This window comes from Mesobacillus sp. MER 48, assembly GCF_023714225.1.
Classification (GTDB): Bacteria; Bacillota; Bacilli; order Bacillales; family Cytobacillaceae; genus Mesobacillus; species Mesobacillus oceanisediminis_A.
Genome location: NZ_JAMAUR010000002.1, coordinates 125,065 through 138,797 on the forward strand (window position 1 = coordinate 125,065; position 13,733 = coordinate 138,797).

General features: G+C 39.7%; 13 protein-coding genes and 1 other annotated feature. Of the genes, 10 read left to right on the forward strand and 3 right to left on the reverse strand.

Annotation, left to right across the window (positions count from 1 at the left end; translation table 11 throughout):
• The first annotated feature begins 37 nt into the window (after nt 1–37).
• Nucleotides 38–784: a YjbA family protein gene (locus tag M3593_RS06865; RefSeq protein WP_251544108.1), complete on the forward strand. Its 747-nt coding sequence runs from the start codon at nt 38–40 to the stop codon at nt 782–784.
• Nucleotides 785–870: 86 nt separating this feature from the next.
• Here the strand turns inward: M3593_RS06865 and trpS are convergent, their stop codons facing one another.
• Both trpS and M3593_RS24220 read right to left on the reverse strand, forming a co-directional pair.
• Nucleotides 871–1,860 carry a tryptophan--tRNA ligase gene (trpS, locus tag M3593_RS06870; RefSeq protein WP_251544106.1) on the reverse strand — a complete coding sequence of 330 codons (990 nt, stop codon included), beginning with the start codon at nt 1,858–1,860 and terminating at the stop codon, nt 871–873.
• Between the two features lie 80 nt (nt 1,861–1,940).
• Nucleotides 1,941–2,176 (reverse strand) — a binding site (T-box leader).
• Nucleotides 2,177–2,237: 61 nt separating this feature from the next.
• Nucleotides 2,238–2,603, reverse strand: a complete 366-nt coding sequence (locus M3593_RS24220; RefSeq protein ID WP_353056077.1) for a DUF3899 domain-containing protein — start codon at nt 2,601–2,603, stop codon at nt 2,238–2,240.
• 273 nt (nt 2,604–2,876) lie between these two features.
• Between M3593_RS24220 and M3593_RS06875 the strand changes: the two genes are divergently transcribed.
• The 6 genes from M3593_RS06875 (at nt 2,877) to M3593_RS06900 (ending at nt 10,068) form a co-directional block, all read left to right on the forward strand.
• Nucleotides 2,877–4,580, forward strand: coding sequence for a peptide ABC transporter substrate-binding protein (locus M3593_RS06875; protein WP_144474558.1), 1,704 nt, complete (start codon nt 2,877–2,879; stop codon nt 4,578–4,580).
• Nucleotides 4,581–4,718: 138 nt separating this feature from the next.
• Nucleotides 4,719–5,648, forward strand: a complete 930-nt coding sequence (gene opp3b / locus M3593_RS06880; protein ID WP_144474559.1) for an oligopeptide ABC transporter permease — start codon at nt 4,719–4,721, stop codon at nt 5,646–5,648.
• Nucleotides 5,648–6,676, forward strand: coding sequence for an oligopeptide ABC transporter permease (gene opp3C, locus M3593_RS06885; RefSeq protein ID WP_144474560.1), 1,029 nt, complete (start codon nt 5,648–5,650; stop codon nt 6,674–6,676). Before opp3b ends, opp3C begins: the two co-directional genes overlap by 1 nt.
• A 17-nt stretch (nt 6,677–6,693) precedes the next feature.
• Nucleotides 6,694–7,728 carry an ABC transporter ATP-binding protein gene (locus tag M3593_RS06890; protein WP_144474561.1) on the forward strand — a complete coding sequence of 345 codons (1,035 nt, stop codon included), beginning with the start codon at nt 6,694–6,696 and terminating at the stop codon, nt 7,726–7,728.
• A 22-nt stretch (nt 7,729–7,750) separates the two neighbouring features.
• Nucleotides 7,751–8,692, forward strand: coding sequence for an ABC transporter ATP-binding protein (locus tag M3593_RS06895; protein WP_144474562.1), 942 nt, complete (start codon nt 7,751–7,753; stop codon nt 8,690–8,692).
• Nucleotides 8,693–8,862: 170 nt separating this feature from the next.
• Entirely contained in the window at nt 8,863–10,068 is a 1,206-nt protein-coding gene (locus M3593_RS06900; protein ID WP_395883491.1) for a putative glycoside hydrolase, read from the forward strand.
• A 98-nt stretch (nt 10,069–10,166) separates the two neighbouring features.
• Here M3593_RS06900 and M3593_RS06905 read toward each other — a convergent pair whose 3' ends face one another.
• Entirely contained in the window at nt 10,167–10,352 is a 186-nt protein-coding gene (locus M3593_RS06905; RefSeq protein ID WP_144474564.1) for a hypothetical protein, read from the reverse strand.
• A 200-nt stretch (nt 10,353–10,552) separates the two neighbouring features.
• Here M3593_RS06905 and M3593_RS06910 point away from each other — a divergent pair, with 200 nt between their 5' ends.
• From M3593_RS06910 to mecA, 3 genes are all read left to right on the forward strand, one after another.
• Nucleotides 10,553–11,122, forward strand: a complete 570-nt coding sequence (locus M3593_RS06910) for a GNAT family N-acetyltransferase (RefSeq protein WP_144474565.1) — start codon at nt 10,553–10,555, stop codon at nt 11,120–11,122.
• Nucleotides 11,123–11,557: 435 nt separating this feature from the next.
• Nucleotides 11,558–11,953, forward strand: a complete 396-nt coding sequence (gene spxA / locus M3593_RS06915) for a transcriptional regulator SpxA (protein WP_079508109.1) — start codon at nt 11,558–11,560, stop codon at nt 11,951–11,953.
• A 911-nt stretch (nt 11,954–12,864) separates the two neighbouring features.
• Nucleotides 12,865–13,536 carry an adaptor protein MecA gene (mecA, locus tag M3593_RS06920; RefSeq protein ID WP_144474566.1) on the forward strand — a complete coding sequence of 224 codons (672 nt, stop codon included), beginning with the start codon at nt 12,865–12,867 and terminating at the stop codon, nt 13,534–13,536.
• Nucleotides 13,537–13,733: the final 197 nt, after the last annotated feature.

Consider the following 13,733-nt stretch of genomic DNA (forward strand, 5'->3'; position numbering starts at 1 on the left):
TGGACAAACAGTTTCTTGAAGTGAGGGGTTATAAATCATGTTGTATCTTCATGATGTCTGGGTAAACTGGTTCGAAGGGGAAGAGAACGGCTATAATGTCTGCCACTTTCATGAGTGGCGCAAGGACGATGGAGTAGAGCTCCTTGACCAGGTGCCGCTGCTGAAAATTGACCATCTGTTATTTAATTACATTGAGAACGATTTATCAGAGTTGCCTCAACAGCTTCTGGATGACATTTTCCGCAAGGCATACTTGAGGAAGAACCATGAACGTACGCAGCTTGATTATTGTTTCGTTGTTTCTGATGGAACAGGAATTCTTGCTGTGGACACCATCGGTTACAATATCCCGATTCGCAAAAGCCGCCTGATTCCGAGACAGGAACAGCTAGTTTATGAAATGATTGAAAATCAGGATACGATTCAGTATGGGTTCAATGACCAAACTGCTCTGAAGGATTTCCATATCTTATCGCCATCACCAGATTTAATGAGGGGATTGACCCGGAAGGAAAGACAATTGAAGCAGTTGTTGTTCATGGCGATGGACCAGTTGAACTCTTCAAAAAATGTAGCTGAAGTGCGCTACTGGTTCACTGAATGGAAACCTGAACAATATGAAGTGATTCAACAGCTTTCCTTTGAAGATGTTTGGGAAAGACTATATGATGAGACAAAATTCGGCTGGTCAGGAAAGCATGAGAAGTTCTGTGAAAATATCATAAAAGGCCAGGCATTCTTCGAAAAATTATGGGAGATGGAGCACGGTCCGAAAGTGAATTAGGAGCTGATGTACTCAGCTCTTTTTGTTTTTTACATATAAGACGGTTGAATTGAAAAGGAGCTGGTAAATGCCAGCTCCTTTTCTGATTATTTTCTCTTGCGGCCAAGCCCCATTGCGTTCTCCATTTTTTTGACCATCTTGTTTGCGACCCGGTTAGCTTTATCAGCGCCATTATCAAGAATTTCATCCAGTTCAGGAGAATCGATCAATTCATAGTACTTTTTCTGAATGGGTTCGATTACATCCACGACAACCTTTGCCAGGTCTGCTTTGAAATCTCCGTAACCTTTTCCTTCATATTCCTTCTCAAGATCAGCAACAGATTTGCCGGTCAGAATGGAGTAAATAGAAAGAAGATTGGAAATGCCGGGTTTGTTTTCTTTGTCGTATTTCACGATTCCTTCTGAATCAGTAACAGCACTTTTGATTTTCTTTTCAATTTGTTTTGGATCATCCAGCATTGAAATAAAAGCTTTATTGTTCGGATCAGACTTACTCATTTTTTTCAATGGATCCTGGAGCGACATTACCCTTGCACCAACTTTTGCTATCCGGACTTCAGGGATGGTGAAGATGTCATTATATTTTTTGTTGAATCGTTCAGCCAGGTCTCTTGTCAGTTCAAGATGCTGTTTTTGGTCTTCTCCGACAGGAACCAGGTCTGTTCCATATAGAAGGATGTCAGCTGCCATTAGAGGCGGGTATGTCAATAGGCCTGCTGAAACTGCTTCTTTACCAGAAGACTTATCCTTGAACTGGGTCATTCTTTCAAGTTCTCCGATATAAGCAACACATTGCATCATCCATCCAGCCTGAGCATGTGCCGGAACCTCTGATTGAATGAAAAGTGTAACCTTTTCAGGATCAATTCCGGATGCGATGTACAAGGCTGCCAGGCTTTTGATATTTTTACGGAGCTGCATCCGTTCCTGGGGTACAGTTATCGCATGCTGGTCAACGATGCAGAAATAGCAATTATACTCATCCTGCAATTCCGTGAATTGCTTCATTGCCCCGATATAATTGCCAAGTGTGATCGTTCCGCTCGGCTGGATGCCGGAAAAAATGGTTTGCATAAAAAATTCCTCCTTCTATTATGGTTCTTCTTCCTGAGAACAAGAAGAAGAACGCAAAAAAGGACCATTCGTCCCCTACTTGTAGGGACGAATGGTCCGTGTTGCCACCCTAATTACTCACGAATGAGTCACTCTGCCCATGCTTTATGCTGCATGGCTTCCTTTAACGCAGGATTTACGCCTGGATCTACTTACTGCTTAGTTTCGAACCAGAAGCTCGGAAGTCCATTCCAAATGCCAGGCTGTTTGTTTCCACCGACCACAAACTCTCTGAGAAGCCTTGAACAAATGTACTATTCTTCTTCATTGCTTTTAAAGATTTATTAAAAATGATTATAATCAAATTTACCATCATAAGCAAGTGGAACAGGATTATTTTACAAATAATAAACGTAAAGGGCTGCCAGCATGAAAGCTAAATCCAGGAGGCTAATAATAAGAAGGGGGTTCGCATTGAAGGTGACCAACTCGGACAGAGGAGTCATTTCCTCAAACGACTTCTTCTTCTCTCCTTCTTCCTTCTTGGTAAAAACAGTACGGAAAGAATAGGACATTGTGTCAAAGAAACCTGAATTGACAGTATAGACAAGTAAGGAGATGAATAATAGTGCACTAGCAATATAAAAAGAAATATTGATATAACTCAGTAAGGTAAAACCTCTATGAACGAGGAAAGAGAGGAAGAGAACTATCAACTGCGATGAAAAAAAACCGAAAAAAATTTTCCCAACTTTATTGCGCATTTTACGGATTCTCCCTTAAATTGCTATTTCATTAAAGTAATATTTTAAAAAAACTCTGTAAAAAACTTAAATATTACAATAGGTAACACATTGATTTCATTGAACAAAGGCTTATAAGTCACCATTATAACATAAATCAACTAGGAAATTTATTACTATTGTTTCAAAGTTGTAAATTTTTCTCGCAAAAATATTGAACATTTAATTTAATCTATGTATAATAGGGAATGTAAAAAGTTTTCAGAAAACAACAAAAAAGAGGGGGCAAAACTTTTGAAAAAGTCTAAATTTTCATTGCTATTAGTTTTGACTCTAGTATTCTCTCTATTTCTGACTGCTTGCAGCAGCGGAGATAAGGATACTGGAAAAGACAAGCCTGCTGATGAAGGCACAAAAGGCGAAGAAACTGCTAACGTACCACAGGAATTAAGAATGTTGGATTCTTCCGAGATCCCAACTATGGACACTGTCCTAGCTGAAGGTTCTACAAGTTTCACTTACATAAACAACGTAGGTGAAGGTCTTTACCGCCTTGACCAGGACCACAAGCCGGTTCCTGCACTTGCTGATGGCGAACCAGAAATCAGCGAAGATAAGACTGTTTACACTTTCAAACTTCGCGATTCTAAATGGTCTAACGGCGAGCCTGTAACTGCACAAGACTTCGTATTTGCTTGGCAGCGCGCAATCGACCCTGCAACTGCTTCTCCATATGGTCCTTACATGATGGGCGGCAAAATCAAGGGTGCTGCAGAAATCACTGAAGCTGGAGCAAATAAGAAAGACTACGACCTTAACACTCTTGGTGTAAAGGCAATTGACGAAAAAACTTTGGAAGTAACTCTTGAAAAGCCAGTAGTATACTGGGCTGACCTTTTCGCTTTCCCAACATTCTATCCTCAAAACCAGAAGTTTGTTGAAGAGAAAGGCGAAGCTTTCGCAAGCAATGCTGAAAACTTACTTTACAACGGACCTTTCAAGATGACTAAGTGGGAAGGTACTGACGCCACTGAGTGGGTACTTGAAAAGAACGAAGATTACTGGAATGCTAAAGATGTAACTCTTGAGAAAATCACTGTAAACGTAGTAAAAGATTCAAACTCTGCTGTAAACGCATTTGAAGCTGGCGAAACAGACATGACTGGATTGCTTTCTTCTGATATCGTTCCATCATACGAAGGCGATGAGCGTATGCTTAGCTGGATGGAGCCAACTGTATTCTGGATCAAGATGAACCAGAAGAACGAAGCTCTTAAAAACGTAAACATCCGTAAAGCAATCGCAATGGGCTTCAACAAAGAAGACCTTGCTGCAAGCATCCTGAACAATGGTTCAGTAGCTGCTAACTATTTCGTACCAAAAGATTTCGTAACTCTTGACGGTGAAGATTTCCGTGAAAAGTACGGCGACATTGTTACTTTCAATGCTGAAGAAGCTAAAAAGGCTTGGGAAACTGGACTTAAGGAACTTGGCGTAGATAAGCTTGAGATTCGCTACCTTGGTGGAGACACTGAAGCAGCTAAGAAGACTGACGCTTACATCAAGAACCAATTGGAAACTAACCTTCCAGGTTTGACTGTCAAACTTGAAAGTGTTCCTTTCGCAGTACGTCTAGAGCGTGACAACGCTATGGATTATGATCTTCAATTCGCAGGATGGGGCCCTGACTACGGTAACGCATTGTCGTTCACTGACCTTTGGATCACTGATGGCGGAAGCAACAGAATGGGATACACTAATCCTAAATACGATCAGTTGATCAAGGACGCTCAAGGCAAGCTTGCAACTGATGAAAAAGCACAATGGGAAGCTCAGCAGGAAGCTGAAAAGATCATGCTTGGAGAAGATTTTGGTCTAGCGCCGGTTTACCAGCGTGCAGCTAACATCCTATTGAACCCAGGAGTTAAAGGTCTTGCGATCTACAACTATGGTCCTGACTATAACTTCCAATGGGTTAAGATTACTGAAGCAGAATAATAACTAAAGCAGTTTCTTATTTCAGAAGGTAATAATTCTGATGATAGAAAGAGAGTATATCTAGATATACTCTCTTTTTCCCTGTGAGGCATTTGTCGAATAATAGGGAAAATTAAAATAATATAGGAGGTGCACACTATGGGAAAATACCTGGCTAAAAGGATTCTCTTTATGATTTTGACTCTTTTCATTATTGCGTCCATAACGTTTTTCTTAATGAAAATCATACCTGGTACGCCATTTGCGAGTGCAGCTAAATTGCCGCCTGCGCAATTGCAAATAATGAAAGCTAAGTATGGATTGGACCAGCCTGTGCCTGTACAATATGCTAAATATATTGGCAACCTGCTGCAAGGAGATCTGGGTATCTCATTTCAATTTAATAACACACCGGTAACCGACCTGATGATCAAGCGTCTTGGTCCATCTATGCAATTAGGAGCCCAGGCTATGATTGTTGGAACCATATTAGGCATCATGCTCGGTATATTTGCCGCTCTTAGACAAAATACATGGGTGGATTATAGTGCAACATTTATTGCAGTTTTGGGTAAGGCTGTGCCAAACTTTGTTTTTGCTGGTCTTCTTCAATATTTTGTAGCTGTAAAATTAGGCTGGTTCCCAGTGCTATTCTGGAAAGGATTTGAATATACAATCCTGCCAACCATTGCATTATCTATTTTCCCAATAGCAATTTCAGCCCGATTCATGAGAACAGAAATGATTGAAGTTTTAGGGTCGGATTACATCCTTCTAGCTAAAGCAAAAGGTGCAAGTTACTATGAAATCGCAGTAAAACATGCTTTGAGGAATGCACTTATTCCTTTGGTAACTGTACTAGGGCCTTTGGCGATCTCTTTGATGACAGGTTCACTAGTAGTAGAAAAGATATTTGCTATTCCTGGATTAGGAGAGCAGTTTGTAAAATCTATTACTGTTAATGATTACCCTGTTATCATGGGAACAACTATTTTATTTGCTGCTTTATTTGTGTTTATCATCCTTGTAGTGGATATTTTATATGGAATCATTGATCCACGAATCAGACTGTCAGGAGGTAAAAAGTAATGGCTAATCTTGAAACGAAAATTTCAAAAGATCGCTTTCAGCCTGCAATCATTGATTCAGCTAAAAGCGAAGAAATTAACAAGCCGAGCTTAACCTTTTGGCAGGATGCTTGGATGCGTGTGCGTAAGAACAAAGGTGCCCTGGCAAGTTTAATTGTTATGGTTCTGCTTGTTTTAATGGCCTTCATTGGTCCTTTAATTAGTGGAAAAGATTTTGACACACAAAAAGTCAGCCATAATAATTTGCCGCCAAGAATTCAGGGGCTTGAAAATATCAGTTGGCTCCCTTTTGATGGAGTTAAGGTAAATAAAGCCGGCAAAGAAATTAATATGTATGAAGTTAAAAAAGTAGACGAGTATTATTGGTTTGGTACTGACGCGTTAGGACGTGACCTTTTCACACGTACTTGGAAGGGAACCCAAATCTCTTTGTATATTGCTTTGCTTGCAGCGCTGATTGATATGATTATTGGTGTTGCCTATGGGGCGGTATCAGGGTATTATGGCGGCAGACTGGACAATGTTATGCAAAGGATCACAGAAGTCCTTGTTGGTATTCCTACAATGATTGTTGTAATATTAATGATTCTTGTGCTTCAGCCAGGTATCATCTCAATTACTGTTGCTCTGACAATAACGGGTTGGGTTGGAATGGCGCGTGTCGTCCGTGCACAGGTTTTAAAGCTTAAGGAACAAGAGTTTGTTCTTGCATCTAAGACATTAGGGAATTCTGACGGGAAGATTATTTCCAAACATTTACTCCCTAACCTTGCTGGTGTCATTATTATTAACACAATGTTTACTATTCCAAATGCGATTTTCTTTGAAGCATTCCTAAGCTTTATTGGACTTGGTCTGCAGGACCCATTAGCTTCATTGGGTACTTTAATCGATGAAGGATTTAAAGTATTAAGATTGCATCCACATGAGATGATCATCCCAGCTATCATCATCAGTCTTATCATGATTACATTCAATATGCTGGCAGACGGATTGCGTGATGCGCTTGATCCGAAAATGCGCGATTAAAAGGGCAGGTGAATATAATGGAAAATATTTTAGAGGTTAAAGATTTAAATATCTCCTTCCATACATTTGCGGGAGAGGTTCAGGCAATCCGCGGTGTTAATTTCGATCTGAAAAAAGGAGAGACCCTGGCGATCGTAGGCGAGTCGGGTTCTGGAAAATCAGTAACAACTAAAGCAATCATGAGATTATTGCCTCCTGGAAACTCGGAAATTAAAAATGGACAGATTCTATTTGACGGCAAGGATTTAACAAAGCTGACTGACAGACAAATGCAAAAAATTCGTGGAAAAGACATTTCGATGATTTTCCAGGATCCGATGACATCCTTAAACCCAACAATGACTGTTGGCAAGCAAATCATGGAACCGCTGATCAAGCATCAAAACATGAGTAAATCTACGGCAATGGAACGGGCTGTCCAGCTGTTGAAACTAGTAGGTATTCCTAAGCCGGAATTAAGGGTCAAGCAATATCCGCACCAATTTTCCGGTGGTATGAGACAAAGGGTTGTTATTGCGATTGCATTAGCATGTAACCCAAAGGTCCTGATTGCTGATGAGCCAACAACGGCTTTGGATGTAACCATCCAGGCACAGATTCTGGAATTGATGAAGGATCTGCAGAAAAAGATTGATACATCTATTATCTTCATTACCCATGACCTCGGTGTTGTTGCGAACGTAGCAGACAGGGTTGCCGTAATGTACGGTGGTAAGATTGTTGAAATTGGAACAGTTGATGAAGTGTTTTACAATCCGCAGCATCCTTATACATGGGGATTGATTAGTTCGATGCCAAGTCTTGATGCTAAGGAAGAAGAGCTATATGCAATTCCTGGTACACCGCCAAACTTATTGCATCCGCCAAAGGGAGATGCCTTTGCGCCACGAAATGAATATGCAATGCAAATTGATCTTGAAGAACAGCCTCCAATGTTTAAAGTGTCCGATACACATTATGCTGCTACATGGCTGTTGCATCCGGACGCTCCAAAGGTAGAACCGCCGGAAGCTGTGAAGAGCAGAATGCGCAAATTCATGGACATGAAATAAACTGTAGGAGGAGGACTGGCTGATGGAAAATAGAGAAAAACTTCTTGAAATAAAGAATCTGAAGCAATACTTCAATATTGGACAACCAAATGAAGTAAAAGCGATTGACGGAATTACTTTTGATATCTTTAAAGGAGAGACTCTTGGACTGGTTGGAGAATCAGGCTGTGGTAAGTCCACAACCGGGCGCACAATCATCAGGCTTTACGATGCAACAGATGGAGAGGTCCTTTATAAAGGTGAAAATGTACACGGCAAGAAAAGTAAAAAAGATTTGAAGAAATTCAATAGAAGTATGCAAATGATTTTCCAGGATCCTTATGCATCCCTGAATCCAAGGATGAAAGTATCCGATGTTATTGCTGAAGGCATCGATATTCACGGCCTGGCCAAGAGCAATAAGGAAAGAATGGAAAGGGTATATGAACTACTCGAAACTGTTGGCTTAAACAGAGAACACGCCAATCGATACCCACATGAATTTTCAGGCGGTCAAAGGCAGCGTATCGGGATTGCCCGTGCACTTGCCGTGCAGCCGGAATTTATTATTGCAGACGAACCAATTTCCGCTCTAGACGTTTCCATTCAGGCACAGGTTGTTAACCTGATGAAGAAACTGCAGCGTGAAAAAGGGTTGACATACTTGTTTATCGCACACGACCTTTCAATGGTAAAATATATCAGTGATAGAATTGGTGTAATGTACTTCGGTAAGCTGGTTGAGTTAACGACTGCTGAAGAATTGTACAAAAATCCACTGCATCCTTATACTCAATCATTGCTATCGGCGATTCCGCTTCCAGATCCTGAATCTGAGCGTACACGCCGCCGCAAAACATATGATCCGAATGTACATCAGTATGCGGATGGAGAAGAAGTGAAAATGCGTGAAGTAGTACCAGGGCATTTTGTTTATTGCTCTGAGAAAGAACTTAAACAGTATCAGCAACAATATGTAAAATAATCAAAGCGATCTCTTAATTTGAGATCGCCTTTTTTTTGCATGACTTTGGCGGAGGGAATAAATTCCATATGAAAATATTAATCTATAATATCTAAACCTGTCGAAAGTGGGTAAAATAGAATTAACAATAGATATATAATGAATAATTGATGTACGGTTTGAAAGGAGAGGTGTTTGTGCAATTTAAAAAAATCGCAGCAGCAGCACTATTGGCTGCCTCTATTTCGCAAGCAAGCGGAACAGTTTTTGCTGAATCGAAACCATATGAAACGGAGAAACTTCCAGTCAGGGAACACCAGTCATTGGTGAGGGAAATTCCAAAACAGCTGCCCAGGTTCAAATTTGACTCTGGCTATCAATTTGAGTACCCCGATGCAGTCAGGGGAATCTATGTTACCGGAAATTCAGCAGGAGGGGAGAAGTTTTCCAGTCTGGTGAATCTAGTCGATAAAACGGATTTAAATGCGATGGTGATCGATATAAAAGACGATCATGGATTTCTTACATACAAGCCCAGTGATGACTCTCCATTTAAAGAGATTGGAAAGCCATATATCAAGGACCCCAAAAAAATGCTTAAGACTATGGAAGAAAAGCAAATTTATCCTATAGCGAGGGTAGTTGTTTTTAAAGATACTGCACTGGCAAATAAGAAGCCTGAATGGTCATATAAGGATGGGAATGAAGTTTGGAAGAACGGAAGGGGAGAATCATTCGTCAATCCTTTTGTCAAAGATGTTTGGGAATACAATGTCCAAATTGCGAAAGAAGCCGCCAAAATGGGTTTCAAGGAAATCCAGTTTGACTATGTCCGTTTCCCTGAAGGATTTGAACGGAGAGACAGCACCCTTAAATACTCAATGGGAGATTATCAGAATATCGAGATGGATAATATCCAAAAAAGAGTAAAAGCTGTGACTGATTTCGTCGCATATGCACGCGAAGAATTGAAGCCTTATGATGTAAAAGTATCTGTTGATATATTCGGTTATACAGCAACACTTCCAGAAGCTCCAGGTATAGGACAGAATTTCTCGAAAATCTCTGAAAATGTCGATGTCATCTCTTCGATGATCTATCCTAGCCATTGGACTTCATATTTCGGTATTACAAAGCCTGATACCCAGCCATATAGGCTTGTCGAGGAATATGCCAAGCTGGAAAAAAAGAAGCTGGCTGAATTAAAGACTCCGCCCATATCACGACCATGGCTCCAGGATTTCACAGCATCGTGGCTTGGCAGCGGGAATTACATCGTGTATGGTAAAAAGGAAGTCGAGGACCAAATCAGGGCACTCAAGGATCAGGGCATCAATGAATACTTATTATGGAATGCCAGCAACAGGTATTCCCCTAATGTTGATTACACACCATAAACAAACAAAAAGCCTGAAGGGATAATTCATCCTTTCAGGCTTTTCATATTGTTAGATAATCGCCATTATAAAAGTTATAATATTAGATGTAATGTGAATTACTTCTTGCTGCCGCCAACATTTTTCCAGCCGTCTTGCACTCTGGTTGATTGGTTGACGAATTCATTTCTTTTGTTCCCACTAAAGAATCTGGTACCAACTCCATTAGTGATGACACCAATTGTTGCGGTAATACCCACGATCAGCAAAGCAACGATAGTTAAATCCATTATGTAACCGCCCATGATAAACCTCCACCTTTTTTTCACAATTTCATGATTGTGGTAAATATAAATGCATGATCCCTACATCTTTATTTTAAAAGAATTGTAAGCGTATTAAAAGGACTTTATTTAGAAAAAATAATACGAGCATTTTGATCATGAGTATATAAGAAAAGCTGGGTGCTTATCGGGATGGAATAAAATTGAAAAGGAGATAAGCAATGCATTGGTATGAAAAATTAAATCAGTATTTCCCGATTGAGGAAATGAAATCAAAGGAACACATGGAAACATTATTAAAGGAAAGGCCTGAAATTTATCATAAGGATGAAGGGCCAGGTCACGTACTTATGTATGTTGAAACCGATGATTTCGTATTCATCGATTATCTCTTTGTCTCAAAAGATACTCGAGGCCAGGGGCTTGGACATAAGCTGATAGAAAAGCTCAAGGAAAAAGGGAAGCCTATCATCCTCGAAGTAGAGCCGGTTAATTATGAAGATACAGATACCGAAAAAAGACTTCGGTTTTACAAAAGGGAAGGATTTGAACATGCACGAACGGTTGGATACAGACGCAGGTCGCTGGCAACAAAAGAAATCAATGAAATGGAAATTCTATACTGGTCGCCAAATGAATCATCAGAAGATATAGTGTATGAAGCAATGAAAAAAACCTATAATATGATCCATACTTATAAAGATAAGACGTTCTACGGGGAGTCCTACCAGCCAGTAGAGGAAGTATTGACGGTTGAAGATAAACGGGATGACTTACTTGAAGACCTTTGACCATAAACGCAATCAGGTGCAATCGCCCTGGTTGCGTTTTCATTTTGAAGACCATAATTGAGAATCAAAAAAATAAATAATAAAATGTTTAAGCATATCAAAAGCGGGTAAATATAATTAAATTATGAATTTGTGCGCTGACGGACAGAACCGCCTGGAATTTTACGAATATTTATATAGATTGAAATCAGAGGGAGATGAAAATTATTCATTTTTAATGAAACTTTTTTCTATTTCATTCGTTATATATAAAGAAGGACAAAAATTCTTACATAGTCACCCGCGTGAATTTTTTTGAAAAGGATACCTTTTATCCTCTTCATGGTGTATAATAAACAATATGAATTATAAAATTAAACTTATTATTATTTAATAAATGACAGCTCATTTGAAGCAAATAATATATAAGTAAATCTTAAGGAGTGTGAATTACCAATGGTCACTTTATACACTTCACCAAGTTGTACTTCATGCAGAAAAGCAAAATCATGGCTTGAAGAACATGAAATTCCATACACTGAAAGAAACATATTTTCTGAGCCTTTATCGATTGATGAAATAAAGGAAATACTTCGAATGACCGAGGATGGAACGGATGAAATCATTTCAACTCGTTCGAAGACATTCCAAAAGTTAGATGTTAACCTGGAGACAATGCCTTTACAGGAATTGTTCGAAGTAATCAAAGAAAACCCAGGCTTACTTCGCCGCCCGATCATAATCGACGAAAAGCGCCTGCAGGTTGGTTATAATGAAGATGAAATCAGACGCTTCCTTCCGCGGAAAGTCCGCACTTTCCAATTGCGCGAAGCACAGCGCTTAGTCAATTAAATTTATTAAGCTCCCAATTTTGGGAGCTTTTTTTGTTTTGGGATTTTGTCTATTTCTACTCTTACTTTAGACAGCTTTTCTTTGTATTCCACTAAAGCTGTCTGAACTCTGGCTTACTTCGGACAGCTTTTCTTCGATTGCTAGTAAAGCTGTCCGAACCCAGGCTTACTTTGGACAGCTTTCTTGGATTGCTACTAAAGCTGACCGAACTTTGGCTAACTTCGGACAGCTTTTAATTGTTTGCCAGTAAAGTTGTCCGAACCGAGACTTACTTGGGACAGCTTTTCTTGGTTTTCCACCAAAGCTGTCCGAACTTGGATTTACTTTAGACAGCTTTTCTACGATTGCCACTAAAGCTGTCCGAACCTAGGCTTACTTCGGACAGCTTTTTTGGGTTTGCCACGAAAGCCGTCCGAACTCTGGGCTCACTTCAGACAGCTTTTCTTGGTTTTCCACCAAAGCTGTCCGAACCCAAGCTCACTTCAGACAGCAGGACAGTAGTAAACGATCGATAACCCAACAAAGAACGCCAATTGAAGATCGAACCTCCACTCCTATCATCAAAGACAGTCAGACAAATTGAAATCAAGCCAAGTTTCTGCTAAAATGTAAAGAATACTTTAATTTTATAGTTGCCTTTGTTTTGTGAAATTTCAATGGTATCAAACCAGTGAATTGCGCACAAGACTTGAAACAATAAGAAAAAAGCCTTTTATAAAAATGGGTGCATATTTTATTTCCCAAATGGCTGATTATAACATAAAATGAAAGTACAAGATTATTCTATTTACCTTCCTTTAATAAAAACTTGGTGATTCAGACTCATTTATTAAGGGTAAAAGATATGGACCAACTGCTTTTTGGGGGTATTTAGTCCCTTCAAATCTTTGCCTGGAAGGGAGAGAAAGCGAATGGAAATCGAGCGCATTAATGAGAATACGGTAAAGTTCTACATTTCATATATGGACATAGAGGAACGCGGGTTTGACCGGGAAGAAATCTGGTATAACCGTGATCGCAGTGAGGAACTGTTCTGGGAGATGATGGATGAAGTCCATGCAGAAGAAGAGTTTACTGTTGAAGGTCCATTATGGATCCAGGTCCAGGCCCTGGAAAAAGGTCTGGAGGTATTGGTTACAAAGGCTCAATTGTCAAAGGATGGGCCGAAATTTGAACTGCCGCTTCCAAATGATAAAATGAAAGATATGCCAGTTGATGAGCGAATCGAAGAGCTGCTTGACCATCAATTTAATCCAAAAGGATTTGATGATGAAGAGAGTTCGTTCGAGGATGATCTTGAATTCTTATTACTTTTTAAGGATTTCGAGGATGTCATCTCGCTATCAAAACGGCCGGGAATCGATAATATCAAAACAAGCTTGTATAGTTATTCTGACAAGTATTATTTATATATTGAATTTCCTGAGCAAGATTTCGAGGATGAAGAGGAAATTGATAATATTCTAAGTGTCCTTCTCGAATATGGGCAGGAATCAAGCATGACGATTCATCGTCTTGATGAATATGGCAACAAGATTATCGACAATGATGTATTCAATGTCATAAGGAAGCATTTTTCCTGATACAGGGCCGATTTCAGAAATGAAATCGGCTTTTTTAATCGAGCTCCCTTCTTTCCCCTTGGCGTCGCTTCGATTTTAACAATGAAGTAAAATATCGGCATCCCCAACCGGTTCTGCAGCGCTTGTCTGGTTCAAAACTGAGAGTTTGTAGTTTTTTTGATATAATTTGTATGAATCCCATTACTAAATAGAAACGT